A 24589-nucleotide genomic window follows, 5' to 3' on the forward strand; every position below is an offset into this window, starting at 1 on the left:
CGTCACCCGTGGTCAAAGGAGGGGGCGCGGTTCTCGCCGAAGGCGGTGACGCCTTCGGCGAGGTCGCGGCCGGTCAGGCAGGCCAGGGCGGCTTCGGTCTCCAGGGCGAGGACGCCTTCCAGGTCGCGCTCCCAGCTCTCGCGCAGATGTTGCTTGATCATGGTGACGGGGAGGGGCGCGGCGGCGGCGATGGTCCGCGCCAGGCGGGCGGCGGTGGCCGCCAGGTCCGGGCCGGGGACGACCCGGCTGACCAGGCCGGCGGTCAGGGCGTCCGGGGCGTTCAGGGGGTCGCCGGTGAGCAGGAGGTCGAGGGCCCGGCCGTGCCCGACCAGGCGCGGCAGCAGGTAGAGGACGCCGTTGGTCGGATACAGGGCCCTCGTCGCCTCCGGGAACGTGAACCGCGCCTCGGCGGCGGCGACGCGGATGTCGGACGCGATCGCCAGTTCGGCGCCCAGGCCGACGGCGAGGCCGTTGACGGCCGCGATGACGGTCTTGGGGAGCGTCGTGAGGCGGCGGGTGAGGTTCTGGAGGTCGGTGACCTGCGCCGCGAGCACCTCGGGGGCGGCCGACAGCCGGTCCGCCGTCTCGGTCAGGTCGATGCCCGCGCAGAACGCCCGGCCGGTGCCGGTGAGGACGACCGCGCGGACGGCGGCGTCCCGTTCCGCCGCGTCGAGCACCGCGCCCAGTTCGGTGAGGGTCTGCCGGCGGACGGCGTTGAGCACCTCGGGCCGGTCCAACGTGATCGTCAGGACCGGGCCGGAACGGGTCACCTGGAGGTCGCTCATCGGGGGTCCTTCCGCATGTCGTGCGCGGCGCCTCGGCCGGTGGGCAGGAGGTGTTTCGCGATCCGCTCGGACGGGGTCATCGGGAACTCCGCCACGTACTCCAGGAAGCGGGGCACCTTGAACGGCGCGAGCCGCTCGCGCACGAAGGCGATCAGCTCGGACGGGTCGGTCCGCTCGCTGACCTGCACGAACGCCTTGACCTCCTCGCCGCGCAGTGCGTCGGGGACGGCGACCACGGCGGCCGCGCGCACGGCCGGGTGCCGCACCAGGACGGCCTCGACCTCGGCCGCCGCGACGTTCTCGCCGCCGCGCCGGATCATGTCCTTGCGGCGGCCGACGAGGTGGAAGCGGCCCCGCTCGTCCTGGCGGGCCAGGTCGCCGGTGTAGAGCCAGCCGTCCCTGATCCGCTCGGCGGTTGCGGCGGGGTCGTTCCAGTAGCCGCGCATCATCGGCTCACCGCGGACGGCGAGCTCCCCGTCCACGATCCGGACCTCCTTGCCGGGGACCGGCACCCCGACGGCGCCCGACCCCACCGAGGCGGTGTCGTCTACGGGAACGTAGAGGTCGGCGCCGGTCTCCGTCGTCCCGTACGCCTCGCGCCACGGCACACCCCAGCGTTCTTCCATCGCGGCGTGCAGTTGCGGCACGATGCCCGAGCACAGCACGAGCCGGACGGCGTGGTCGCGGTCGGCCGCGTCCGGCGGCTGCCGCAGCAGGAACACCGGCATGGTGCCGAGGACGTAGAAGAACGTGACGCCGTGCTCGCGTACCGATTTCCAGAACGTGGAGGCGGAGAAGCGCGGCAAAATCACCAGGGGGATGCCGGTGAGCAGGCAGAGGACCGTGTTCCACTGGGGGTCCATATAGGAGAACGGCTGCGCGGTGAGGTCGACGTCGGTCTCCGACACACCGATCATGTCGCGGACGAGTTCGGCCGTCCGCAGCCAGTAGCCGTGGGTGAGGACGCAGCCCTTCGGGAAGCCCGTCGTCCCCGAGGTGTACTGGATGTTGACGAGGTCGTCCGGGCCGAGCTCGGGCGGGTCGAACGCGGCGGACGCCCGCCCCATCTCGGTTCCGGCGTCGAACGTCCCGGGGATGGACGGAGCGGGGCCCGCGTCCGCCGGGTCCAGCACCCCCACCTGCTCGACGCCCGCCTGGAGGAGCGCCGCCGCCGCGTCGGGGCCCCCGGCGAGCGCCGTCCGGGCGCCCGAGTCGCCGATCACATGGGTCAGGTCGGCGCTGCGATAGCCGATGTTCACCGGCACCGCCACCGCGCCGAGGGAGGCGATCGCGAGCCAGGCGACGGGGAAGCCCGCGCCGTTGGGCATCATCACCGCGACCCGGTCGCCACGTCCGACACCATGGGCGCGCAGGACGTTCGCCAGCCGGGCGGCGCGCTCGGCGACCTGGCCGACGGTCAGCGTCACCGCGCCGAAGCGCAGCAGCGGACGCTCCGGCGCGGTCGCCGCGCGCCGTCTCAGCAGCGCGCCGAGGCTGGTCGCGGTCATGTCCGGCGGCCGAGGACGGCGAGGGCCCGGTCGAACGCGGAGTCGCGGTCGCCCGCGAACTCGGCCGGGGTGAAGACCGGGACGCGGATGTGCGGCGGGACGCCCGCGCCGTCGAACGTCCTCCCGGTCCGGGTGAGGAACTCCTCGTTGGGCACCCAGAGGCTCCAGCCGTTGGGCAGCGGGCATTCCATGACGTCGGAGAAGACGCCCTGGGTGTTCTGCCCGATCCGGACCACGCGTCCGGGCCGCGCCATCAGGGCCTGGGTGAAGGTCTCCCCCGCGCTGTTGGTGGTGCCCGAGGTGAGCAGCGCGATCGGACCGGTGTAGCGGGGCGCGTTGGCGGGCCTGACCGTGATCGGCTGCGGCTGGGTGAACTTGGCGGGGTCGCCCGGGTCGTTGCGGGCCCGCTTGCGGTAGGCGACGAACGGCCGGTCGGTGAGCCGCGCGGCCAGTTGCAGGCCGAGCGCGTCGTAGCCGCCGGGGTTGTACCGGACGTCGATGATCAGCCCGCGCAGCTGCCGGCCCGGCGTGATGATCTTGTCGAGGGCCTCGGCGAGCCGGGCCTTGTCGGCGGCGTAGTCGAAGTCGCTCCCGGTCTCGTATCCGAAGAACCCGGCGACCCGCAGGTAACCGACCCGGCCGGGCAGTTCGGCGAACGTGAGCTGGCCCGCCGCGTAGTCCCGCCCCGCGCCGCGCAGGTCGCGGCGGTCGATCAGCTCCTTGGCCCGGACGCCCAGCTCGCGGGTCGTCGGCTGGGTCCCGGGACGCAGGCCGGTGAACTCCCGGTCGCCCGCGAACACGCCGGTGTGCGCGTCCCCCAGCGGCTCGATCATGTCCCGCAGGATCTCGAACAGCCGCTCGTCGGTGGTCTGCGCGTTGACCATCGGCCGGTACCGCTTCCGCTGCGCCGCCCAGTCGACGTGCCGCTGCCGGAAGAAGGGATAGTTCTCCGCGAAGCTCTGCCAGAAGACGTCGAACGTGCCCACCGGCCCGGACGGCTGCGGCCCGCCGCAGGTCGCCGGCGGCTTGCCGAGTTTGATCAGGTTGCGGTCGCCGCTCGATCCGTCGGCGTGGAACGTCGCGGCGTTCGGCCGTGCGCCGGGGCGGAGCTGGATGGTGTTGCCGTCGCTCAGCCGGTAGACGGCGGCGGCCCCGGGACGCGGCGTCCCGACACGGGTCGCCTCGTCGATGGGCATGCAGCTGATGGCCGTCGTCTGGAACAGCGTCGCCTTGGACGGTTCGACCGACAGCACCATGCCGTATCCGTCCGTCCGCCAGATACCCGTCATGGACGCGGCGGGCGCGGCGGGCGTCGCGGCCGTCGCGGCGGGGGCGGTGATCAATACCAGCGAGAGCGCGGCCGCGAGGGTCGGGGCTCGCATCAGTGGTTCTCCTCAGGTCGGAGGGTTTCCAGGAAGAAGGCGCGGACGGCGTTGTCGTAGTACTCGCGCGCCGCGCCGCGCGGATGGTGATCGACCCCGGGCAGCAGGACGAGGTCGTGGCGCTTGCCTGCGCGGACCAGGGCGTCCACGAGCTTGACCGTGGCCGAGAAGGGGGCGTTGACGTCGCTGGTCCCGGCGATGACGCACAGCCGTCCGCGCAGCCGGTCGGCGAGGTCGAGGCTCGACGCCGCCGCGTACCCCTCGGGGTTGTCCTGCGGGGTGGACATATACGGCTCGATCGCCATGGCGTGGTGGTCGTCGAGGTCGGCCACGGGCATCGCCGCGACGCCCGAACGGTAGAAGTCGGGGGCGGTCAGCATGCCGCGCAGCGCCATGTAGCCGCCCCAGGAGTGCCCGAAGATCCCGACGCGGTCGAGGTCGAGGTAGGGCCGGGCGGCGGAGGCCTGCCGGACGGCCGCGACATGGTCAGCGATCTCGTGCTGCCCGAACCGCCGGTACCCGGTGTCGTGGAACGCCTTGGACCGGCCGGGCGTCCCCCGCCCGTCGAGCAGCACGCAGACGAAGCCGAGCGCGCTGAGCCGCGCGGCGAACGCGCCCCGGCCCGGCCCGAAGCGGCGCGGCACCCGGGTCTCCTGCGGGCCGCCGTAGATCAGGTCGATGACGGGGTAGGAGCCGCTTTCGTCGAGGTCGGGAGGCAGGTAGAGCAGCCCGTGCAGCTCGGTCCGGCCGTCGGCGGCGAGCGCTGTGAACTCCTCGGGCGGACGCCAGCCGGGCATCGGCGCCCGGTGGAGAACCGAGATCAGCTCACCGGACGCGGCGTGCAGGCGTGTCTCCGGTGGGCGGTCGGTGGCGGAGTGGGTGTCCAGGTAGAACCTGGCGGACGGGCTGAACTCGATGTCGTGCTGCCCGTCGTCGTCGGTCATCCGGCGCAGTCCGGTGCCGTCCAGCCCCACCCGGTAGAGGTGCCGGTCGTAGGGGCGCTCGGGCGAGGCGGCGGCCTTGAAGTAGAGGAGCCCGGCGGACTCGTCCACCGCCGCGATCCCCTGCTCGGGGGTCTCGGCGCCCATCTCGGGATAGTCCAGGTCGCTTCCGGCCACCGGCAGGTCGAGGTCTCCGGTCAGCGGTGTGTGGTCGCGGCCGTCCGGCGAGTACAGGTAGAGCGCGGCCAGCCCCGACCGCTCGGACCGGACGACGAAGCGCCCCGACTCCGGCAGCACCCTGACCATGTCGACGGCGATCCCGAAGGCCGAGGGCAGCACCGAGTCCCGCGCCTCCTCGAACAGCAGGTCGGCCGTGCCGTCCGGGTGGGCGGCGAGCAGCCTGATCCGCGTCCGGACGCGGTTGAGCGTGACCAGGTGCAGCACCTCTTCGCGGAAGCCGAGGAAGGCCACGTACTGGTCGGGCTCGGCGCCGATGTCGATGGTCTCCGCCTGGCCGGTCCGGACGTCGATGAGGTGCGGGACGAGCTGCGGCAACGGGCCGCCGCTGCGGGTGTAGGGCACCCACTCGATCTCCTCCCACGCCTTCAGCCAGTGCACGACCGGCATCCGGCGCACGCCGGTGAGGTCCACCTGGAGCGCGGCGATCCGTCCGCCGTCGGGTGACCAGCACGCGCCCGCCACCTCCCAGGGCCGATCGTCGGTGCCCGAGGTCGTCAGCCGCTCGGAACGGTCGTCGGCGGTGTGCCGGAGGCTCAGGTCGGGGCCGATCCGGCCCAGCGCGAGCCGCTCCCCCGGGTCGAGCACCTCGACCAGGTCGGGATCGCCCGCGAGCGCGCCCGGCCCGAGCGTCCGTGGCCGCCTGCGCTCCCGCTCCTGGACGGCGCGGGGGCCGAGATGCTCGACCTCGCCCGTCCACGGGTCCAGCCGGACGCGGCGCCCGTCGCCGCCGAACTCCAGCGCGCCGCCGGAGCACGTCATGCCGTCCAGCCCGCCGGGGAGCCCGGTGACGTCGATCTCCTTGGGCACCCCGCCGGCGGCGGGATCGACCAGGTAGAGCCGCCCGTCTTCGACCAGGCACAGCCCGTCCCCGTCCGGCAGCCAGAAGCTCCGGTCCATCGCTAGCCCTCCCTTTCCAGCCGCCGCAGCAACGCGTCCGCGACCTTGTTCGCGTCGGCGACGATCACCAGATTGGCCAGCCGGACGATCGGCGCCTCCGGGTCGGTGTTGACCGCGACGACCCGGCCGCTGGCGCGCATGCCCGCGACGTGCTGCACCGCGCCGGAGATCCCGAACGCGACGTACAGGTCGGGGGCGACCGTGGCCCCGGTCTGGCCCACCTGGTGGGCGAAGGGCAGCCAGCCGCCGTCCACCACGGCCCGGGACGCGCCGAGCGCGGACCCGGTCAGCTCGGCGAGCCGCCGGTAGCGGCCGACGGCCTCGGGGGCGCCGACGCCGCGTCCGACGCTCACGATCATGCGTGCCCCGGCGAGGCCCCGCGCGGACATGGCCACCCCCTGTTCCAGCGGCCGAACCGTCAACGCGCTGGGCGCCGCGCGAAGATCGGCGCGCTCCACCACGGGCCGCCCGGCCTCCCGCGCAACCGCCCCCGGCCTGGCCAGGACGATCACGGGACGCCCCTCGGGCAGCCGCTGGACGAGCCGGTGCCCGCCGTCGAGCACCGGCCGCTCGGCCTCGATCCCGCCGTCCGGACGGCAGGCGAGCCGCTCCACCGCCCAGACCAGCGGCAGGTCGAGGGTCGCGCACAGCCAACCGGCCAGGTCCCGGGCGGGCTGGCCCGAGTCGAGCACGATGAGCCGGGTGGCGGCGAGAAGGGGGGCGAGGGGCGGCCCGATCGCCGCCGGATCATGCCCGGACAGCCCGGGCGCCACCAGGACGCGGTCGGCCGCGAGCCCGTCGGCGCCGTCCGCCTCGCCGAGCAGAACGACCCGCGTCGCCGCACCGGACGGGACGATCCCCAGTAGAGCCCCCGCACTCACGACGTCCCGCGCGATGACCGTCACCTCACGCATCGGCGGCCTCGCCGGTCAGCAGCGCGAGCAGCGCGTCTACGCCCTCGTCGAACCCCAGCACGGACGTAACCCGCTTCGGGACGGCCGCCTCCACAACCCGCACATCGCGGACGGCCTCGTCCGGTATCCGCACGCCGAGATCGTCCGCCGCGAACATGGTCGGGACGACCGACCGGGTCTTCAGCACCTCGCGCAACGCCGGGCTGCGCGGTTCGATCACGCCCTCGACGAAGGACACGACGGCGGGCAGCGGCGCCGTGACCCGCTCGGGTCCCGCGCCGAGGTCCCGCACGACCGTCACCTCACCGCCGTCGAGCACCGCCTGCCCGGCCCGGCTCAGCAGCGGCACGCCCAGGCATCCCGCGACGGCCGCCGGGACCGCGCCCGAGGAGGCGTCCGCGCTCTCGTATCCGCAGGCGACGAGGTCCGCGCCGATCTGGGTCGCCACCGCCGCGATCACGCGCGCCGTCGTACGGACGTCGGCGCCCGCGAACGCGTCGTCCTCCACCTGGACGATCGAGTCGGCGCCCAGCGCCAGCGCGCGCCGGAGCGCACCGGTCGCCGCCGCGGGCCCCAGCGTCATCGCGACGACCCAGACCGCCGCGCCGCCGTCCCGCAGCCGTCGGGCCCATTCCAGCGGCACCTCGTTGACCGGGTCGAGCCGGTGCGGCACGCCGTGTCCGGTCAGCACGCCGCCGCTCACCCTCAACCGGGCCGGTCCCTTGTGGGGGGACGACCCCCCACGCCCCCCGGAACTGACTAGTACATCTTTCACCGGGACGAGAATCGTCAGGCGCATGACGACGACGCTAGGCCCGGACGGGTCCCGCGCTCGCCCGTCATCTGACGCGAAATCGAGCGGCCCGCCTAGACATGCGTCGCACGACAGGCGCACGACCCGGAACCTAGCGTCGAGGCGAGATCCTCGACCAGGGACGGAGCGAGATGGCGGGTTACGACGTCGCGATCATCGGTGCCGGCGTCCACGGGGCGAGCGCCGCCCTGCACCTGGCGGAGCGCGGGGCCGAGGTCGCGGTCCTGGAACGCGCGGGCCCGGCGTCCGGCCCCACGGGCCGGTCCAGCGCGGTCGTCCGCGGCTACTACGTCAACGAGTTCCTGGCGACGCTGACGCGCGACTCCCTCGACCTCTTCCACGGCTTCGCCGACTGGACGCACGGCGGCGACGCGGGTTTCGTCACCACCGGCGCGCTCTTCCTGCACGAGCCCGGCGACGGCGAGCGAATGCAAGCGACCGTCCAGCGACTCAACACACGAGGCACCCCGACCGACCTGCTGACCCCCGTCCAGATCGCCGCCGACTTCCCGGCCTTCGACCTGTCCGGCATCGGCTGGGCCGCGTGGGAGCCCGGCGCCGGATACGCCGACCCGGTCGGCACCACGCTCGGCATGCTCAACCGCGCGCGGTCGCTCGGCGCCCGCCTGCTTCAAGACACCCAGGTCACCACCATCGAGCCGCTCGCCGAAGCCGTCCGGCTGCATACCGCGTCCGGCGAGCGGGTGACGGCCGGACAGGTCCTGCTGGCCGCCGGGCCATGGACGTCCGCCCTCCTGAGCACCCTCGGCGTGACACTCCCCCTCCGCGCCGAACGCCACATCATCGCGACCTACGGCTGGGGCGAGGTTCACCCGGTGCCCTACATCTGGGCCTCGATGCCGGACGGCCTGTACGTCAAACCCGAGCCCCGCGAACAGTTCCTGGTCGGGACACTCTGGGAGGAGCCGGAGGCCGACCCCGACGACTACTCCGGCGAGCTGTGGCCGGACGAGCAGCTCCGCATCGCCGAGGCCCTCGTCCGGCGAATGCCGGGGACGGCCGGGGCGGCAGCCTCCTCCGGTTACGCGGCGCTCTACGACGTCGCGCCCGACTGGCAGCCGGTGATCGGCGCGGTCGCGGACCGCGTCACGGTCGTCGCCGGGACGGCCGGGCACGGCTTCAAATGGGCACCGGCGCTCGGCAGGCATGTCGCCGACCTACTGACCGGCCGTCCCGCCCACCCCGGGCTGACGCAGTTCCGCCCCGGCCGGTTCGGGGATGGCGCGCTGCTGACCGGCGGCTACGGCAACGCGAAGATCATGGGATGAGACGCGACACATGTCGCGAAGGTCGATACGACGACCTGACGATCGTCGGTCGTTTCCCGGCCGGACGGCTTCTAGGTTCTCCCCAAGTGCCGCAGGCAGGGAGGCAGATCCATGAACCGTCCCATCAGCGGCTGGCACCGCCTGTCAGCCATCATCGCAGCGTCGGCGCTGCTGCCGGCCGCCGGGTGCGGTGGCGGCGCGGGCGACCGGTCCGGGTCCGGCCGTCCGGCCAAGGCGGGCACCGGCGAGATCGCCAAGGTCACCTGGGGCCTGGACGGCGCGCCGCGCAGCCTCGACCCGGCGCACGGCTACGACGGCAAGTCCGCCCTCGTCTACGAGCAGGTCTACGACTCGCTGCTCTACCTGGACGCGTCGGGACGGATCGTCCCCGGCCTCGCGACGTCCTGGAGCCGGCCCGATCCCCTCACCTACGTCTACAAGCTCCGCACCGACGCGAGGTTCTGGGACGGGCGGCCGGTCACCGCCGAGGACGCCGCCTTCTCCCTCGCGCGGCACGCCGACCGGAAGGTCGCCAGCGAGTTCGCCACCTACTTCGGCGCCGTCAGCAGCGTCAAGGCGACGGACTCCGCCACCGTGACGGTGAAGCTCAGCAGGCCGGACCCCTTCTTCCGCTACATCCCGGCGCTCGCCGGGCAGGTCGTGCAGAAGGCGTTCGCCACCGCGCACCCCAAGGACCTCGGCACCCCGCAGGCCGGGACGATGGGCAGCGGGCCGTACAAGGTCGAGTCGTTCTCCGCCGCGACCGGCGCGACGCTGGTGCGGAACCCGTCCTGGTGGGGGCCGAGGGCGGCTGTCCGCAAGCTGGAGTTCAAGGTCGTCAGCGACCCGGAGACGCTGCGCCTCGCGGTCAGGTCCGGGGCGGTGGACGGAACGTTCCTGTCCGATCCGTCGCAGTCCCGGCGCTGGCGCGACGGGGGCACGGTGGCCGTGCGGTGGGTGCCCTCGCCGCAGACGGTCTACCTGTCGTTCGACATGGCCACGCCGCCCTTCGACGACGTCCACGTCCGCCGCGCGGTCGCGCTCTCGGTGGACCGCCACGGCCTCGCCAGGGCGCTGTTCGGCGGGCACGCCCGGGTGGCCCGGAGCATCACCCCGCCGGAGAGCTGGGGCGACCTGGCCGCCGCCGACCAGGTGCGGTCCCTCTACGCCGGGCTGCCCGAACCGGCCTTCGACCTCGCGAAGGCCAAGGCCGAGCTGGCGTCGTCGCGCCATCCGCAGGGTTTCCAGGTGACCGTGCCCTACCCGGCGTCGATGAAGTGGCTCGGCGACGTCCTGCAAAGCCTCCAGCAGAACCTCAAGCCGCTGGGCATCGCACTGACCCCCAAGCAGGTGCCCTTCCAGGAGTACCTCGGCAACCTCTACAGCCACCAGAAGCTGGGGCTCCAACTCGTGCCCTACACACCTGAGTATCCCGATCCCGCCGGGATTCCCTCGCTCGTGCTCGGCACCGAGCAGATCAAGAACGGGTTCAACACGTCCGGCTTCAGCACGCCCGAGGTGGAGACGCTGCTCGCCCAGCAGCGCGCGGCGAAGCGTCCCGACCCGGTCGCCGGGCTGCGCCGGATCGACGCGATCCTCGCCGACCAGCAGCCCTACGCGCCGCTCTTCTACACCGACAGCGGCCTGGCCCTCAACCGGCGGCTGGTCCTCGACGGCGACCACAGCGTCTGGCTCAACTTCTCCCAGCAGTGGGCCACCCGCCTGAAGCCGGCCGCCTGATGGGCCCGGCGACCCGGCTGATCGCGCGGCGCGTCCCGATCGCGGCCTGCCTGCTGTTGGGGATCTCGCTCGCCGTCTACGGGCTGCTGGCGATGGCCCCGGGCTCCACCGAACGGGCGCTGCTCGGCAGCCGTCCCGCGACGCCCGAACTCCTCGCCGCCATCCGGGCGCGCAACCACCTCGACCAGCCGTTCCCCCTCCGCTACGCGCACTGGCTGGGCGGCCTGCTGCGCGGCGACCTCGGCGACTCGGCGCAGACCGGCGAGCCGGTGACCGCCCGGATCGGCGAGCGGCTGCCGGTCACGCTGGAGCTGGCCGGCTACGCCACGCTGCTGATCGTGCTGCTGGGCGTGCCGCTCGGGCTGCTGGCCGCGGCCCGCCGCGAGCGCGCCGCCGACCGGGCGGTCACCGCCGGGGCCGTGCTCGCCGTCAGCGCGCCCAGCTTCGCGGTCGGGACCCTGCTGCTGTACGTCTTCGGGGTCAGGCTCGGCTGGTTCCCCGTGTTCGGCGCGGGCACCGGCGTCGGCGGACGGATCCGCCACCTCACGCTGCCCGCCGTCGCGCTCGCGCTGTCCCAGATCGCGCTGGTCACCCGGCAGACGCGGGCGGCCGGGCTGGACGTGGTGTCCCGCGACTACCTGACGTTCGCGCGGGCGCGCGGGCTGCCGTCCCGGGTCGTGTGGGGACGCTACGCGCTCCGGAACACGGCCGTGCCCGTGGCGACGTCCGTCGGGCTGGTGCTCGCGTACGCGATGACCGGGGCCGTCCTCGTCGAGGTGACGTTCTCGCTGCCCGGCCTCGGCGCGCTCATCATGGACGCGGTCGCGGCGAAGGACGTCCCGGTCGTCCAGGGGGTCGCGCTGGTCGCGGGGGCCGCGACGATCGGCGTCAACCTGCTGGTGGACCTCGCCTACCTCGCCCTGGACCCGCGCCTGCGCCGGGCGGCCGCATGAACGCCCGCCTGAGCCCGCGCCGGTGGAGCCCGCTCGTGGTGGTCGCCTCGCTGATCGTCGCGGTGTTCGCCGTCGTCATGGTCGCCGGTGACGCGCTGGCCCCCATGAACCCGGGGCACGGCGAACTGATGGACACCGCCCTTCCGCCCGGCGGCGACCACCTGCTCGGCACCGACGAACTGGGCCGCGACATCCTGTCCAGGGTCCTCGCCGGAACCCGGGACGCGATCGTCGGCCCGATCGCCGTCGCGCTCGCCGCGACCCTCGCGGGCACCGCACTCGGGCTGCTCGCGGGCTTCCTCGGCGGCTGGGTCGACGCGGTCGTGATGCGCTGCGCCGACTTCGCCTACTCGCTGCCGGTCGGACTGATCGCGATCGTCGTCGTCGGCGTGCTGGGCGGCGGCTACCCGGTGGCGGTCGGGACGCTGATGGTGCTGGCGATCCCCGTCGACACCCGCGTCGTGCGGGGCGTGGTGCTGACCCAGCGCGGCCTGCCCTACCTGGAGGCGGCGCAGGTGCTGGGCCTGCGCCGGAGCCGGATCGCCGTCCTGCACCTGCTGCCGAACGTGCTGCCCACGGTCGTCGCGAACTGCCTGCTGACCTTCGTGTACGCGCTGGTGTCGCTGTCGGCGCTGTCCTTCCTCGGGCTGGGGTCGCCGGCGGGCTCCCCGGACTGGGGCCGCATGCTCTCGGAGAACAGGACCCTCTTGGACGTCAACCCCTGGGCGAGCGTCACGCCCGCGCTGCTCATCGTCCTCGTCGCGGTGAGCGTCACCATCCTCGGCGACCGGCTGCTCGACCGGGCCACCGCATGAGCCCGCTGCTGGACGTCGCCGACCTGCGCGTCACCGCGCGTCCCAGCCGTCTATTGGTGGACGGCGTGAACCTCACCATCAGCGAGGGCGAGAGCGTCGCGCTGGTCGGCGAGTCGGGCAGCGGCAAGTCGCTGACCGCCAAGGCGCTGGTGGGCCTGCTGCCGCCCGGGCTCACCGCGTCCGGCGAGGTCCGCTTCGACGGCGCGGCCCTTCCGGCAAAGCCCGGCCGCAGGGCGCGCACGCTGCGCGGATCGGGCATCGGACTGCTGCTCCAGGACCCCTTCACCATGCTCAACCCCGTGACCCGCGTCCGGACGCACCTCGACGAGACCCGGCGCGCGCACGGGCACGAGCGGCTCACCCGTCCGGAGATCGCCGAACGGCTCGCGGAGGTCGGCATCACCGACGCCGCCGTCGCCGACCGCTACCCGTTCGAGCTGTCCGGCGGCCTGCGGCAGCGGGTCGCGCTGGCCGCGAGCCTCGCCGCCGACCCCCGTCTGCTGGTGGCCGACGAGCCCACGACCGCGTTGGACGCGACCACCCAGCGCGAGGTGCTGACCCTGATCCGGCGCACCCAGCGGACGCGCGGGATGGGCCTGCTGCTCATCACGCACGACCTGCGGGTCGCCTTCTCGCTCTGCGACCGCGTCCTCGTCATGTACGCGGGGTCGATCGTGGAGTCGGGCCCGCCCGGGGCGGTCCGCACGGCCGCGGCCCACCCCTACTCGGCCGCGCTGCTGGCCGCCGAACCCCCGCTCGACCAGCGGCGCGGCGTGCTCAGCACGATCCCCGGGCGGGTCCCGCAGGCCGGGGCCGTCACGGGCCGGTGCGCCTTCGCCGACCGCTGCGCCTGGCGGGCCGATCCCTGCCTGGAGAGCCGTCCCAAGCTCCTCGGGTTCGCCGAGGACCACGCCGCCGCCTGCCACCGCACCCAGGAGATCCAGCCCGACCTCGCCGCCGAACACCTGGCGACCGTCCCGCTCCGCAAAGCCGGGCAGCCGGGAGGCGAGGTGCTGCGGATCTCCGGGCTCGGCAAGGCGTTCCGGGGGCCCGACCGCACGGCCGTGACCGCGTTGAAAGGCGTGGAGCTGCGGATCGGCGCCGGGGAGAGCGTGGCGGTGGTCGGCGAGTCCGGGTCGGGCAAGACGACGCTCGCCCGGTGCGTACTGGGCCTGGAGCGCCCGGACGAGGGACGCATCGACATCGCCGGAACCACGGTGTTCCCGCCCCAACCGGGTACCGGATCGGCGCACCGGCTCGTGCAGTGCGTGTTCCAGGACCCGTACTCCTCGCTCAACCCGCGCCACACCATCGGATACGCGCTCGCCGAGGCGCTGCGGCAAGGGGACTCCGGCGAGAGCGTCGCGGACCTGCTCGCCCGGGTGGGCCTCCCCTCGGACTACGCGTCCCGGCGTCCCGCCGCGCTGTCGGGCGGGGAGCGGCAGCGGGTCGCGATCGCGCGCGCCATCGCCGTCCGGCCCCGGCTGCTGGTCTGCGACGAGCCGGTCGCCGCGCTGGACGTCTCCGTCCAGGCCCAGATCCTGGAGGTGTTCCGCGCGTTGCAGGCCGGGGGCCAGAGCATGCTGTTCATCAGCCACGACCTGGCCGTGGTGCGGCAGGTGGCCGACCGCGTCGCGGTGCTCTACCGGGGCGAGGTCGTCGAATCCGGCGACTGCGGCCCGGTGCTCGACCGGCCCGGACACCCGTACACGCGGCGGCTGATCGACGCCGTCCCGACCGGGACCCCCGGCTGGCTCGCCGGCTGACGCGTCAGCGGCGGCCGGTCAGCCGGGCCAGCCTCAGCCCGAGGTGCACCACCAGCCGGTCGTCGCCGTTGCGCAGGTCGATGCCCGCCAGCTCCTCGAACCGGCGGAGCCGCAGGTAGAGCGAGGCGCGGTGGATGTTCAGCAGCTCCGCCGTCGCCTTGACCTCCCCGGCGTTGTCGAGGTAGCTCTCCACGGTCGCGATGATCGTGCGGATCTGCGGGTCGTCCTGGGCCAGCAGCGACTGCAACCCGGGGTGCAGCCCGACCTTGCGGAGCCGGTCGCGGGGGATCTCCGCCAGCAGCCCGTACACGCCGCAGTCCTCGGTGCGGACGACGGCGCCGAGCGTGCGCACGAAGCGCGCCACGTCCACCGCGCGCAACGCCTGGTCGTAGGAGTTGTCGAGGTCGGCCAGCGCGGCCTGCGGGGCGCCGATGCCGACCCAGACCCGCTCGTCCTCGCCCAGCTCCGCGAGGTAGTGCCGGCGGAGGATCGCGCCGACCTCCGGCAGCCGGCGACTCGGCCAGGACGTCCCGGACGGGACGACGACGAGCAGCCCGTGATCGGGGCGCACGAGGTGCAGGCAGTGCCGCGCGGGGAACTCCCGGCGGGTGCGTTGCAGGGCGAGCTCCATCGCGACGCGCCGGTCGTCCTGGAAGACGTCGGCGGTGGGCCCGGCCGCCACGAGCACCGTCGCCGCGCCGCCCGCGAACAGGTCGTTGTCGATCAGCTCGGACGCGGCGAACTCGCGCACCGGCCGGTCGTGGCTGAACAGGTCCCGCACCAGCTCGCGCTCCCGGCTGTGCGCGATCTGCTCGATGAAGCTCTCACGGAACAGGACGTCGCCGGCCTCCAGCGCCGCGTCCCGGACCCGCTCCAGCAGCCGGTCGTCCGGCGGCTCGGTGAGCAGCACCCACAGGAACCCGAGCAGCGTGCTCCGGTGCCGGATCGGCACGCACAACCGCTCGATCGTGAGGCCGAGGTCGGGACGCAGCGGCAGCAGGAACGGCTCGTCCGACCCCTTGGGGACGTGCCGGTGCACATACTTCACCAGCTCGTCGGGCACCCGCCGTTGCAGGATCGACTGCTTGCGCGCGCTGTCGACGCTCGTGTGGTGGGCGCTGTAGGCCAGCAGGCGCAGCCGGGGGTCGTCGACGGCCACCGAACGCCGCGAGCGCTCCGCCAGCCCGTCGACGAGACGTTGCAGCTCCCACACCACGTCCATAGTTTATGTGGCACATTTCACCGGTTACGGTCGGCTGAAACGACCCGTCCCCGATGGACGACCAGCCGGAGCCGTGCCGGGTCGGCGAAGATCGACGGGTCGTCCAGCGGGGAGCCGTCGAACGCCGCGAGATCGGCGGACTTGCCGGGCGCGACCGTGCCCACCTCGTCGTCCAATCCCAGGATCTCCGCGTTCGTGCGGGTCGCCGCGACGAGCGCGTCCATCGGGCCGAGCAGCTCGGCCTTCCACACGAGCTCACGTCCGCGCCCGGACTGGTCGGGCCCGATCAGGTCCGAGCCGGAGCCGATCCGCACCCCGGCCTCCCGCGCGACGAGGATCGCCTGCCGCATGCCGTCCAGGACGGTCTCGGCGCGTCCGGCCGTCTCCTGCGGAAGGCCCACCGCCTCGGGCGAGGCGATGATCGCGTGGGTGACCGACAGGGTCGGCACCAGGCTCGCACCGTGCCTCCGCATCTCCGCGGCGGTCCGCTCGTCGAGCCGGCTGCCGTGCTCCACACAGCTCACCCCGGCCTCAAGCGCGTTGCGGATACCGGCGTTGTTGTGCGCGTGCACCGTGGCATACGTGTTACGGGCCCGTGCCTCCTGGACGGCGACGGCGATCTCCTCGACGCTGAACTGCGTGTAATCGAGCTCGTCGCCGTGGGCGAGCACCGCCCCGGTGACCATCAGCTTCAGGAAGTCGGCGCCGCGCCGGAACGCCTCCCGCGCCGCGCGCCGCGTCCCGTCCCTGCCGTCGGCCAGCAGGCTCATGCCCAGCAGCCCGGGCATGTCGCGGGCCTCCCAGTTGCAGGCCGGTTCCCAGGGCGGCGCGTAATGCCCGCCGCCGCCCGTCTGCGACAGGATCGGCCCGCTCGTGAGCACCCGGGGCCCGCGGACCGCGCCCGACCCGATCGCCCGCACGACCCCGATGTCGATCCCGCCGACGTCGCGAACCGTGGTGAACCCCTCCCGGAGCGCGCGCTCGGCCGCCCCGAAGATCGCCGCCGCGATCTCGGCGGCCGAGACCTGACCGGTGACCAGGTCCTGAAGATCGGTGGACAGCCCCAGATGCGTATGCGCGTCGATCAGCCCCGGCGTCAGCGTGCACCCGGCCAGATCGAGAACCTCCGCCCCCTCCGGGACCGTGCGCGCGATCTCCCGGATCAGCCCGTCCTCCACGACGACGACCCGCCCCGAGACGGGATCCGCTCCCGTCCCGTCGATGAGCACGGCTCCCGCCAGCGCGAGCGTGGTCGTCATAGCCGCCTCCTCCGATACCGCAGTCCTCCCCCACCCTCCCGCGCGCACACGACCATCGCCAGCGACATCGGTCGCGCCCCCCAATCCAGAACAACAACAAACGTCGCACTCAGTTGGGGATGGGGATTCTTACCGAGGGGAGGTCGGGCGTGGGGAGCCGCCATTGCCGGGAGAGCAGCACGCTCAGCGTGTAGACGTGCCAGATCTGCTTGGCCCATCGCCCCGGGGAGTCGCGGACCAGGGAGGTGAACGCCTCCCGGTCGACGATGTCGAACAGGGCCTCCGGGCCGTCCAGGATCTGCTCCAGAAGGAGTTCGCGGAAACTCTGGTCGAAGGAGACCCGCCAGTTGAAGCCCGAGGTTCCGCCGCGCGCCGTCAGGGGTGCGCGGGCCTGCCAGGCCCGCCTGCCGAAGAACCGGGGCGCCCTGCCCCGGTCGAAGCGCCAGCGCTTGCCCTCGGGCGGAATCGCCGCCAGCGGTTCGGCGAGTTCCTGGATGAGCAGGTAGAAGGGATACTCGCTGCGCCGCCATTCCGCCGACAAAGCCAGCGCCTCACGGACGACCCGATTGTCGAAGAACGGGTGATAGTAGGGCGAGTTCATCAGCGTCGCGGTGTGCGATCCGACGATCCATCGCCCCGTGCGGTAATGCAGGTAGAGCTTGTCAAGGACATCGAAGCCGTCGCTCCTCGCCCGCTCGGCCCATGGCAGGTGCTCCACAGCGGCCCGCTCTTTGGCAGTGGAGGTCATGAACCGCTCGGCCGCGTGAAATATAAGCCTGACCCGCTTCTGGAGGCCGTCACTACTGATGTCGTCCTGGTCGTACAGGAAACCACCGCGCAAGGTCTCGCCGCCCGATCCCGACGTGCGCGGAGCCAGCGTGTACGGCCGGTACCGGTTCACGCTCTCATACGCGGAGTTCATGCCCTCGCACATGCGGATGAGGTCGTGCGTCCGGGCGAGCGGATGCTGTACTTCGACGAATTCCTTACGGTCCTCGGGGACGGTCAACTCCACGTGGTGCTCGATCTGGAGTGCTTGAGCGACCCGCGTGCCGAGGATGACGTCCGGGGCGTCGGCGAACCCGTGGGTCGAGGCGGTGAACGCGACACCGGCCGCTTTCAACACGGCCGCCATCAACCTGCTGTCGCGCCCTCCCGACAGGGCGAGCGTCACCGGATCCCGGTGCCGGGCCAGCGGTGCGGCCGAGGCGACCAGCGCCTCGGCAAGCGGGCGGACGAGCTCGCGCCGTCCCTTACCGTTGCGCGGGGTCTCCTGCGTCGGCGGCGAAGGCTGCTGCCGGACAACGGTCGGCTCGCCCGGCATCGCCCGTATCAACGAACCCGCCGGAAGTGCCCGCACCCCCCGGAAAGGCGTGTCGTCATTGCAATAGAAACCGTGCCGGACGAGCGGATGCAGCGCCTCCACCTCGAGTTCGACCTCGGGATCCTCCCGCCCGGTACGCACGGCCTGGGCCACCAGGTGAACCAGCAATGCGCGACTACCCATCACCCGCAGCCCGCCGGATTCGGCGTGATAAACGGGACAGACCCTCGCCATGGCGGTCGCGGCCTCGGCCCCTTTCGCCCCAGCCCGAAAGATGGAGAACACACCGCCCAGTTCAGAAGCCGTACCGGCCAGGTCATCCCGAGCGAGCAGGAGGTCGACGTCCCGCTTGGGCTCGGCCAGATAACCGCAGTGTCCAAGCCGCCATCCGCCGCCGCTGACCAAGGTCTCGGGCAGCAACTCGTGCTCCGGCTCATTCGACCACCCCAGCAACGCGACCTGCCCGCCGGGCGCCACCCACTCGACCGGCCTGACGACGTCCGCGGGAACCGGAAACGCTTCGTGCACGGCGCGACGTGCCGTCCATAATGCCAGCGGAGGAATCCGCTCACGCGCTTCGCGAGTGACCAGGACAAGGTAGACGCGCACGCGCACTCCGCTCCTCTGATGAGACTGAGGGCGGTCGAACCCCCATCCGACCGCCAGATTCTCGCGATATCCGCCGCCCATCGCGTTCTCATCAGCTTTAGTGGCCGTAACAGGCCATCCGCGTCCTACGCCGCTTTCCACACCCTGAGTAGCCCGGCCGTTCCAGGTCGCAACCGTCACCCCTCTCGGCAAAGCTCCGGGCGCGACTTTTGACATCGTCCCTCCTAAGCGCCATGGTCGCCATGGCGCATGGACACGGCCATCCCAAGGAGAAAAATGTCGCCTCATTCTGGACGAGCGCTCATTCTGTGCGCCGTAACGCTCCTCATCAGCGCCCCGCACGGCACATCAAATGCAGAAACGGCGCGGCTGCCGTTAGAAAAGACGAACTTCGCCGTCGCCATCGGCGGGCTCGACGCCGCCTCGACGACGAACTGGGTCCGCCTCGGGCAGTACACGTTCGCAGCGGACGGCACCGTGTCCGCACAGGACTGGTACTGGTCGCAGCGCATCCGTGTCAGGCGGGCCAGCACCGGCGTCCCGGCCGAGAACTGCGCCGGACGGGACTGCACGGTGCTCACCGCGGCAGGCTGGCAGACGACCGAAACAGCACAGGAACAACGCGGTACCTACACCGTGGCGAACGACTCCCTGAACGTCACCTGGACCGACGGCCAACACGAGGATTGGAAGATCAGCTCGCTCGCCGGCGGCAAGCTCAGCGGTATCGAACTGACCGGCAACAACTTCGGGGCAACCCTGGGCTTCGGTAACGGAAGCAACGCCCCCTGGACCGCCCGCGTCCCGGCCACCGTGATCGCCGCTGCGCAGCACGCCGAACTCGTGCACCGGTACTACCTCTGGAAGACCCGGTACAGCCCCGAGACGGGCTACACCGGCTACATCGACCACGGCGACGGCGCACCATTCTGGGTGCGGAAATGGAACCGCTGCGACGGCGACCAATGCCTCGGCGCCCAGACGACCAGCAACGCCGGCGCCACCCACACCGCCTACTACATCTCGCCCGCCGACGCCCCGGCGGGACATCGGCGCGATGCCCTGTGGCACTGGCACATCGAACTCGCCGACGCGCGCAACGAGGACTGCTACACCGGAAACTCCCACGTCAAACCCATGATCCAGGTGGTGGACGACGACGGCGGCTTCCACGGCTGGGTCGGCGTGGAGGCGTCCTTGAACCAGTCGACCAAAGCCGGTGTCAACGACGACGACATCGGCATCTTCCGCATCGTCGGCTGAGGCGGGTCAGGGGGGTTGGTGGTCGGGGCATTCCAGGCGTAGTTCGCCGTCGTCGAAGGGGTTGTCCACGAAGGCGCAGTGGTGGGGGCGGTCGGTGCCGGGGTGGGCGTTCGGGCGGAAGTAGGTGCAGGTCAGGCACATGCGGGCCACCGGGATCGCGCGGCGGTCCTGGAGGGACACGACCGACGGCGCCGATTCGGTGGCTTATATTCCGCTGCGCCACCTCGTCGCGTTCATCTATCCGATCACCGCGACGATCCGTCCCTTCCTCGCCGCCGGAGGGGACGGCGAGGAGCAGGTCGAGGCGATGTTCCAGGCGTGGTTCAAGGCCGTCACGCTCCAGGTGGCCCTGTGGTCGCAGCCCTACGCCGGTCCCGCCTGGTGACCCGGAGGGTTCAGAAGAACCAGGACGGGGGTTGGTGGCCGCGGGGGGTGAAGTCGCCGAACCGGCCGCCGAGGAACGCCAGCGGCGGGCCCTCGCGGTCGCAGGTGCGGCGCACCGCGCCGAACACCACCATGTGGTCTCCGGCGGCGACGCGGCGCTCGACCGTGCACTCCAGGTGCGCGAGCGCGTCCGGGACGACCGGGACGTCGTGCTCGCCGTAGGTCAGCGGCAGCCCGGCGAAGTGGTCCTCGCCGCGTCCGGCGAACCGCAGCGCTATGGGTTCCTGGCGGGCGGCGAGGACCGAGACGGCGAACCGTCCGGACTCGGCGACCGCGAGGGCGGTGCGGGCCCGCACGCCGAAGCAGACCAGCAGCAGCGGCGGGTCCAGGGAGACCGAGGTCAGCGAGTTGACGGTCATCCCGTGCGGGTCGCCGCAGGCGTCCAACGCGGTGATGACGGCGACCCCGGTGGCGAAGCGGCCCATCACGCGTCGCATCGTCGCCGGGTCCACGGCACGGCTCGTCGGAGCGGCAGAAGACATGGGGTTTCCTTAGGGGCGGTAGCGGACTTCGAAGGTGAGGCATCCGTCGTCGCTGCGCCACGGCCCGTGCTCCATGCCGGGCGGGCGGCACGCGTACATTCCGGCGGTGAACGTCTCGCCGAGCCGCAGGTCGGTGATCGAGCCTTCGAGGATGTAGACCTCCTCCCAGAAGTCGTGCGTCTGGACGCCGTTCGGCGTGGTGTCGGTCCCGGGCTCGAACCGCAGCATGCGGGTGGCGACGCCGGAGGCGGCGTCGGCTGCCAGGACGCGCTCGGTGAGCTCGCGGACATCCCCCGCGCAGGGGGTGAAGCCGATCTTGGCGGCGGGGAAGAACTCGTGTTCGGGCTTGGCCATGGCGGTCCTCCGGGTCAGGCGGCGGTGTAGGCGGCGAGGAACGCGTCGACGTCGGCGATGGCGCTGTCGTAGCCGAAGTTGCGGTAGGCGTAGCCCTTCGCGACGAAGGGCGCGCCGGCGTAGAACATCTCGTACTGGTGGTGGCGCCCGGCGAACTCGGACCCGACCGCGTCCCAGACGAGCTTGAACAGCTTCACCCGCTCGACGGCCTCGACCCCGGGTGACTGGACGTAGCGGTCGATATCCGCTCGTGTCGCGGGGTTGTGGAGGTCGGCGACGCTGGACGGCAGTTGCAGCACCCCGCCGCCCGCGAGGTCGCGCAGGATCGCGAGGACGCGCGGGTACAGCTCGGCCTGGAGGCCCATCGCGCCGTAGACCGCGCGGGCGTCCGGCCGCCACATGCCGTTCGCGTCGGGCGCGGCCCGGTACTCGGCCGCGTACACGGCGGACTCGACCAGCGACGCCAGCCCGGCCAGCTCGCCGAGCCGCTCCTGGACGCCGGGGATGCGGCCGACGCCGTTGACGTCGGCGATCTTGCCGGCGAGGCCGCCGATGAACCGGAGCTTCACCGCGAACCGGATCTGCGCCTGCCAGTTGCCGAGGAGGTGCGCGCCGGTGTCGAAGAACTGGCGGCGGAGGCCGTCCACGTCGCGGTCGACGAAGACGCGCTCCCAGGGGACGAAGACGTCGTCGAGGACGACCAGCGCGTCCGTCTCGTCGTAGCGCGTGGACAGCGGGTAGTCGTAGGACGCGCCGGTCGTCGCGTACGGGCGGCGGCAGTACAGCTTCAGGCCGTCGGCGGAGACCGGGACGGTGAACCCGACGGCGAAGTCCCGGTCGTCGGCGGTGAGCGGCTTGATGCACGAGATGAAGATCTCGTCGGCGACGGCGGCGCCGGTGGCGAGCATCTGCGCGCCGCGCACGACGATCCCGTCCGGCCGCTCCTCGACCACGCCCGCCTGGACGAACTCGCCGTCCCAGGCGTGCGCGGTCGCCGCCCGCGACACCTGCGGCGGGATGATCGCGTACGAGACGTACAGGCTCTCCTCCAGCAGCCGCCGGTGGTAGCCGGTCACGCTCGCCGACAGGTCGCGGCGTCCGGCGGCGAACGACTCGGGCGAGGAGGCGAACGCGGCGAGGAACGACCCGACGTGGTCGGGGCTGCGGCCCACCCAGCCGTGGGTGTGCCGCGCCCACGTCTCGATCGCGTGCCGCCGGGCGGCGAGGTCGTCGCGGCTGCGCGGGATCGTGAACACGAGGTTGGCCTCCGTGCCGCTCTCCGGCGCGTGGCAGGTCATCTTGTTCGCGGGGTCGGCGGCGAGGTCGAACAGCTCGGCCATCGTCGCGGCGATCGGCGCGAACGCGGGATGGGCGGTCACGTCGGCGACGCGCGCGCCGTCCAGGTAGATCTCGCGCGTGTCCTTCAGGGCGGTGAGGTACTCGGCTCCCGTGCGCATCACAGTGCCCTCCGTTCGGTCTCGTAGTCACAGGTCAGGGTGGTGTCGCCGGCGGTGAGGGCGAGGCTCCAGCGGCGTCCCGGCACGAACGCGCCGGCCAGCAGCGGCAGCGTCCCGGCGAAGACGACCAGGTCGCCGGGGAGGTCGCCGCACGCGGCGGCGAGCCGTGCCAGCAGGTCGGACGGCGTGCGCAGCGCGGCGAGGGAACCGGACTGGTAGGGGCGGCCGTCGACGGTGCTCTCGACGCGGACGCCGTCCCAGGAGCCGTCGGCGGGCAGTTCCACGAACCGGTCGCCGACGGGCTTCGGGCAGGCGGCCTTCGCGGCGGCGATGTCGGTCCGCTCGATGTCGCGGTCGGTGTGGTCGGAGCCGACGCCGAGGTAGTGGCGCCCCGCGTGCCGGACGAGGACCGGCTCCACCTCCCCCGATGTGTTCCCGCCCGCCACCGCGATCGTGGGGCCGCTGGTCAGCAGCGCCGGGTCGAGCGGGTAGAACGCGGGGACCGTCGGCGGCTCCGGGACGCCGATCGCGGCCAGCTCCTCGATGTGCGCGCGGGTCGCGGCCTCGTCGCGTCCGGTGTACCCGGCGATGATCAGGTGGTCGGGCGTGCAGCGCAGCTCGTCCGCGCCGACCCGCATCGTCAGCGCGCTCATGGCCGGACCGCCTCGGCGACGCGCACCGGGCGCCGGTCGCGCAGGACGGGGAACTCCTCGCGGGTCCGCGCCACCACGTCCGGGTCGACGTCGCAGTACAGGATCTCCTCGGCGTCGCCCGCCTCCGCGAGGACCGTGCCCCACGGGTCGACCACGCGGGACGCTCCGCCGAGCGTCACGTCCCCCTGCGCGCCGACCGCGTTGCAGGCCAGGACGAGCAGTTGCTGCTCGACCGCGCGGGCCGAGGTGAACAGCCGCCAGTGCGCGCGGCGCCGCGCGGGCCACGCGGCCGGGACCGCCACCGTCTCGGCGCCCGCGTCCACCAGCGCCCGCCAGATCTCCGGGAAGCGCAGGTCGTAGCAGGTGGTGGCGCCCAGCGCGCCGAGCGGGGACGGGGCCGTGCCGACCGTGTCGCCCGGCGCGAGCAGCTCGGCCTCGCGCGACCGGTACCCGAACACGTGGATCTTCCGGTACGTGTGGACGACCGCGCCCGACGGGTCGATGAGCACGGCGGTGTTGTGCAGGCGGCCCTCGGGCGTCCGCTCCAGGACGCTGCCGAGATGCAGGAAGCAGCCGAGGTCACGGGCCCACTGCCGACCGGCGGTGACGGTGTCGCCGTCCAGCGGCTCGGCCAGCTCGGCGTACCGGTCGAACGCGAAGTAGCCGGGCGTCCACAGCTCGGGCAGCAGCACGAGGTCGGCGCCGCGCGCGTCGGCGACCATCCGTCCGACGCGCTCCCTGCGCCAGGCCGGTGGCTCCGACGCGGGGCTCGCGACCTGGACGAGTGCGACGCGCGTCATCGGCCGTCCCAGTTCGCGACCGAGGGGAGGCGCAGGACGCCGAGCGTCCCGTCCAGGTGCGCGGCCAGTGCCTGGGCGGCGCGCAGCGGGTCGCCGGACGCGATCGCCTCGACGATCGCGCCGTGCTCGGCGAGCACGGCCCGCGCGCGGTCCTCGGCCGCCGCGATCGCCCGCAGCCCCATCCGGACCTGCCGGTCGCGCAGCGACTCGTAGAACTCCGCCAGCACGGGGTTGCCCGCCGTCCGGACGATCGCGCGGTGGAACGCCCGGTCGCACTCGATGAACGCGACCGGGTCGTCCAGCAGCTCCTCCTGGCGCGCGACCAGTTCCGCCAGCTCGGGCTCCAGTTCCCGCGCGAGCGGCGCGACGCGGCGCACGCACCAGTCCTCGACCAGCTCGCGGGCCTGCATGACGGCCTCGATCTCGGCGTCCGACACCGGCGGGACGAAGGCGCCCTTCTTCGGCATGATCTTCAGGAAGCCCTCGGTCTCCAGCCGGAGCAGCGCCTCCCGCACCGGGGTCCGCGACGTCCCCGTCGCCTCGCACACCTCCGCCTCGGTGAGGAACGTCCCCTCCTGCCGCGGCAGCGACCCGATATGGCGTTTCAGCCACCGGTACGTGGCGTCCTGTGCGCTCTCCCGTGGCCGCGCCCCTCGTGTGCTACTCATAGGCGTAATG

Annotated in this window: 23 protein-coding genes; 7 read left to right on the forward strand and 16 right to left on the reverse strand. The window is 72.8% G+C overall.

All coding sequences use genetic code 11. The annotated features are described in order from the left end of the window. Positions 1–2: 2 nt before the first annotated feature. From K2F47_RS26520 to K2F47_RS26545, 6 genes are read right to left on the reverse strand one after another with little or no spacing between them, the layout of a single operon-like run. A complete protein-coding gene (locus tag K2F47_RS26520; RefSeq protein WP_242908063.1) occupies positions 3–785 on the reverse strand; it encodes an enoyl-CoA hydratase/isomerase family protein in 783 nt (260 codons plus the stop codon). Continuing rightward, entirely contained in the window at positions 782–2293 is a 1512-nt protein-coding gene (locus K2F47_RS26525; protein ID WP_242908065.1) for an AMP-binding protein, read from the reverse strand. Before K2F47_RS26525 ends, K2F47_RS26520 begins: the two co-directional genes overlap by 4 nt. Then, positions 2290–3675 carry a S41 family peptidase gene (locus tag K2F47_RS26530; RefSeq protein WP_242908067.1) on the reverse strand — a complete coding sequence of 462 codons (1386 nt, stop codon included), beginning with the start codon at positions 3673–3675 and terminating at the stop codon, positions 2290–2292. The genes K2F47_RS26525 and K2F47_RS26530 overlap by 4 nt, the downstream gene beginning before the upstream one ends. Then, the gene (locus K2F47_RS26535; RefSeq protein ID WP_242908069.1) at positions 3675–5753 is read right to left on the reverse strand and encodes a S9 family peptidase; all 2079 of its coding nucleotides are present in this window, start codon (positions 5751–5753) and stop codon (positions 3675–3677) included. The genes K2F47_RS26530 and K2F47_RS26535 overlap by 1 nt, the downstream gene beginning before the upstream one ends. Before the next feature lie 2 nt (positions 5754–5755). Further along, on the reverse strand, positions 5756–6667 hold the full coding sequence (locus tag K2F47_RS26540) for an electron transfer flavoprotein subunit alpha/FixB family protein (RefSeq protein ID WP_242908071.1): 912 nt from the start codon (positions 6665–6667) through the stop codon (positions 5756–5758). Continuing rightward, positions 6660–7358 carry an electron transfer flavoprotein subunit beta/FixA family protein gene (locus tag K2F47_RS26545; RefSeq protein WP_242908073.1) on the reverse strand — a complete coding sequence of 233 codons (699 nt, stop codon included), beginning with the start codon at positions 7356–7358 and terminating at the stop codon, positions 6660–6662. Before K2F47_RS26545 ends, K2F47_RS26540 begins: the two co-directional genes overlap by 8 nt. A 254-nt stretch (positions 7359–7612) precedes the next feature. Here K2F47_RS26545 and K2F47_RS26550 point away from each other — a divergent pair, with 254 nt between their 5' ends. The 5 genes from K2F47_RS26550 (at position 7613) to K2F47_RS26570 (ending at position 14044) form a co-directional block, all read left to right on the forward strand. After that, positions 7613–8770: an NAD(P)/FAD-dependent oxidoreductase gene (locus K2F47_RS26550; protein ID WP_242908075.1), complete on the forward strand. Its 1158-nt coding sequence runs from the start codon at positions 7613–7615 to the stop codon at positions 8768–8770. A gap of 111 nt (positions 8771–8881) precedes the next feature. Next, entirely contained in the window at positions 8882–10510 is a 1629-nt protein-coding gene (locus K2F47_RS26555) for an ABC transporter substrate-binding protein (protein WP_242908077.1), read from the forward strand. Then, on the forward strand, positions 10510–11463 hold the full coding sequence (locus tag K2F47_RS26560; RefSeq protein ID WP_242908079.1) for an ABC transporter permease: 954 nt from the start codon (positions 10510–10512) through the stop codon (positions 11461–11463). The genes K2F47_RS26555 and K2F47_RS26560 overlap by 1 nt, the downstream gene beginning before the upstream one ends. Continuing rightward, entirely contained in the window at positions 11460–12278 is an 819-nt protein-coding gene (locus tag K2F47_RS26565; protein ID WP_242908081.1) for an ABC transporter permease, read from the forward strand. Before K2F47_RS26560 ends, K2F47_RS26565 begins: the two co-directional genes overlap by 4 nt. Then, positions 12275–14044 (forward strand): ABC transporter ATP-binding protein, encoded by a 1770-nt coding sequence (locus tag K2F47_RS26570; RefSeq protein WP_242908083.1) that lies wholly within the window; start codon positions 12275–12277, stop codon positions 14042–14044. The genes K2F47_RS26565 and K2F47_RS26570 overlap by 4 nt, the downstream gene beginning before the upstream one ends. Positions 14045–14048: 4 nt before the next feature. Here the strand turns inward: K2F47_RS26570 and K2F47_RS26575 are convergent, their stop codons facing one another. The 3 genes from K2F47_RS26575 to K2F47_RS26585 all read right to left on the reverse strand — a co-directional run bounded on the left by K2F47_RS26575 (position 14049) and on the right by K2F47_RS26585 (position 18458). After that, positions 14049–15266 (reverse strand): PucR family transcriptional regulator, encoded by a 1218-nt coding sequence (locus K2F47_RS26575; protein WP_242908084.1) that lies wholly within the window; start codon positions 15264–15266, stop codon positions 14049–14051. Positions 15267–15283: 17 nt separating this feature from the next. Next, the gene (locus K2F47_RS26580; protein ID WP_242908085.1) at positions 15284–16525 is read right to left on the reverse strand and encodes a metal-dependent hydrolase family protein; all 1242 of its coding nucleotides are present in this window, start codon (positions 16523–16525) and stop codon (positions 15284–15286) included. 109 nt (positions 16526–16634) lie between these two features. Then, on the reverse strand, positions 16635–18458 hold the full coding sequence (locus K2F47_RS26585; RefSeq protein WP_242908086.1) for an asparagine synthase-related protein: 1824 nt from the start codon (positions 18456–18458) through the stop codon (positions 16635–16637). A gap of 249 nt (positions 18459–18707) precedes the next feature. Between K2F47_RS26585 and K2F47_RS26590 the strand changes: the two genes are divergently transcribed. Beyond that, positions 18708–19721, forward strand: coding sequence for a hypothetical protein (locus tag K2F47_RS26590; protein WP_242908087.1), 1014 nt, complete (start codon positions 18708–18710; stop codon positions 19719–19721). Between the two features lie 6 nt (positions 19722–19727). Here the strand turns inward: K2F47_RS26590 and K2F47_RS26595 are convergent, their stop codons facing one another. After that, on the reverse strand, positions 19728–19901 hold the full coding sequence (locus K2F47_RS26595; RefSeq protein ID WP_242908088.1) for a hypothetical protein: 174 nt from the start codon (positions 19899–19901) through the stop codon (positions 19728–19730). Positions 19902–19920: 19 nt separating this feature from the next. Here K2F47_RS26595 and K2F47_RS26600 point away from each other — a divergent pair, with 19 nt between their 5' ends. Next, complete coding sequence (locus K2F47_RS26600; protein ID WP_242908089.1) at positions 19921–20106, forward strand: protoglobin domain-containing protein; 186 nt, start codon at positions 19921–19923, stop codon at positions 20104–20106. 10 nt (positions 20107–20116) lie between these two features. Here the strand turns inward: K2F47_RS26600 and K2F47_RS26605 are convergent, their stop codons facing one another. From K2F47_RS26605 to K2F47_RS26630, 6 genes are read right to left on the reverse strand one after another with little or no spacing between them, the layout of a single operon-like run. Beyond that, the gene (locus tag K2F47_RS26605; RefSeq protein WP_242908090.1) at positions 20117–20647 is read right to left on the reverse strand and encodes a flavin reductase family protein; all 531 of its coding nucleotides are present in this window, start codon (positions 20645–20647) and stop codon (positions 20117–20119) included. A 9-nt stretch (positions 20648–20656) separates the two neighbouring features. Beyond that, on the reverse strand, positions 20657–21001 hold the full coding sequence (locus K2F47_RS40900; protein WP_272497511.1) for a cupin domain-containing protein: 345 nt from the start codon (positions 20999–21001) through the stop codon (positions 20657–20659). A gap of 14 nt (positions 21002–21015) precedes the next feature. Next, positions 21016–22458 (reverse strand): 4-hydroxyphenylacetate 3-hydroxylase family protein, encoded by a 1443-nt coding sequence (locus tag K2F47_RS26615; protein ID WP_242908803.1) that lies wholly within the window; start codon positions 22456–22458, stop codon positions 21016–21018. Further along, entirely contained in the window at positions 22458–23111 is a 654-nt protein-coding gene (locus tag K2F47_RS26620) for a DUF2848 family protein (RefSeq protein ID WP_242908091.1), read from the reverse strand. The genes K2F47_RS26615 and K2F47_RS26620 overlap by 1 nt, the downstream gene beginning before the upstream one ends. After that, entirely contained in the window at positions 23108–23911 is an 804-nt protein-coding gene (locus K2F47_RS26625) for a carbon-nitrogen family hydrolase (RefSeq protein WP_242908093.1), read from the reverse strand. Before K2F47_RS26625 ends, K2F47_RS26620 begins: the two co-directional genes overlap by 4 nt. Further along, positions 23908–24579, reverse strand: a complete 672-nt coding sequence (locus tag K2F47_RS26630; RefSeq protein WP_242908095.1) for a GntR family transcriptional regulator — start codon at positions 24577–24579, stop codon at positions 23908–23910. Before K2F47_RS26630 ends, K2F47_RS26625 begins: the two co-directional genes overlap by 4 nt. Positions 24580–24589 lie beyond the last annotated feature (10 nt).

Origin of the sequence: Actinomadura terrae (genome assembly GCF_022751215.1) — a bacterium.
Lineage (GTDB): Bacteria > Actinomycetota > Actinomycetes > Streptosporangiales > Streptosporangiaceae > Spirillospora > Spirillospora terrae.

Excerpts from the sequence above, each read along its gene's own strand:
- K2F47_RS26530 (WP_242908067.1), bottom strand. The coding sequence starts at position 3,675 with ATGCGAGCCCCGACCCTCGCGGCCGCGCTCTCGCTGGTATTGATCACC.
- K2F47_RS26580 (WP_242908085.1), bottom strand. The coding sequence starts at position 16,525 with ATGACGACCACGCTCGCGCTGGCGGGAGCCGTGCTCATCGACGGGACG.
- K2F47_RS26625 (WP_242908093.1), bottom strand. The coding sequence starts at position 23,911 with ATGACGCGCGTCGCACTCGTCCAGGTCGCGAGCCCCGCGTCGGAGCCA.
- K2F47_RS26575 (WP_242908084.1), bottom strand. The coding sequence starts at position 15,266 with ATGGACGTGGTGTGGGAGCTGCAACGTCTCGTCGACGGGCTGGCGGAG.
- K2F47_RS26570 (WP_242908083.1), top strand. The coding sequence starts at position 12,275 with ATGAGCCCGCTGCTGGACGTCGCCGACCTGCGCGTCACCGCGCGTCCC.
- K2F47_RS26605 (WP_242908090.1), bottom strand. The coding sequence starts at position 20,647 with ATGTCTTCTGCCGCTCCGACGAGCCGTGCCGTGGACCCGGCGACGATG.
- K2F47_RS26540 (WP_242908071.1), bottom strand. The coding sequence starts at position 6,667 with ATGCGTGAGGTGACGGTCATCGCGCGGGACGTCGTGAGTGCGGGGGCT.
- K2F47_RS26565 (WP_242908081.1), top strand. The coding sequence starts at position 11,460 with ATGAACGCCCGCCTGAGCCCGCGCCGGTGGAGCCCGCTCGTGGTGGTC.
- K2F47_RS26615 (WP_242908803.1), bottom strand. The coding sequence starts at position 22,458 with ATGCGCACGGGAGCCGAGTACCTCACCGCCCTGAAGGACACGCGCGAG.
- K2F47_RS26535 (WP_242908069.1), bottom strand. The coding sequence starts at position 5,753 with ATGGACCGGAGCTTCTGGCTGCCGGACGGGGACGGGCTGTGCCTGGTC.
- K2F47_RS26525 (WP_242908065.1), bottom strand. The coding sequence starts at position 2,293 with ATGACCGCGACCAGCCTCGGCGCGCTGCTGAGACGGCGCGCGGCGACC.
- K2F47_RS26550 (WP_242908075.1), top strand. The coding sequence starts at position 7,613 with ATGGCGGGTTACGACGTCGCGATCATCGGTGCCGGCGTCCACGGGGCG.
- K2F47_RS26630 (WP_242908095.1), bottom strand. The coding sequence starts at position 24,579 with ATGAGTAGCACACGAGGGGCGCGGCCACGGGAGAGCGCACAGGACGCC.
- K2F47_RS40900 (WP_272497511.1), bottom strand. The coding sequence starts at position 21,001 with ATGGCCAAGCCCGAACACGAGTTCTTCCCCGCCGCCAAGATCGGCTTC.
- K2F47_RS26620 (WP_242908091.1), bottom strand. The coding sequence starts at position 23,111 with ATGAGCGCGCTGACGATGCGGGTCGGCGCGGACGAGCTGCGCTGCACG.
- K2F47_RS26520 (WP_242908063.1), bottom strand. The coding sequence starts at position 785 with ATGAGCGACCTCCAGGTGACCCGTTCCGGCCCGGTCCTGACGATCACG.
- K2F47_RS26555 (WP_242908077.1), top strand. The coding sequence starts at position 8,882 with ATGAACCGTCCCATCAGCGGCTGGCACCGCCTGTCAGCCATCATCGCA.
- K2F47_RS26560 (WP_242908079.1), top strand. The coding sequence starts at position 10,510 with ATGGGCCCGGCGACCCGGCTGATCGCGCGGCGCGTCCCGATCGCGGCC.
- K2F47_RS26590 (WP_242908087.1), top strand. The coding sequence starts at position 18,708 with ATGGACACGGCCATCCCAAGGAGAAAAATGTCGCCTCATTCTGGACGA.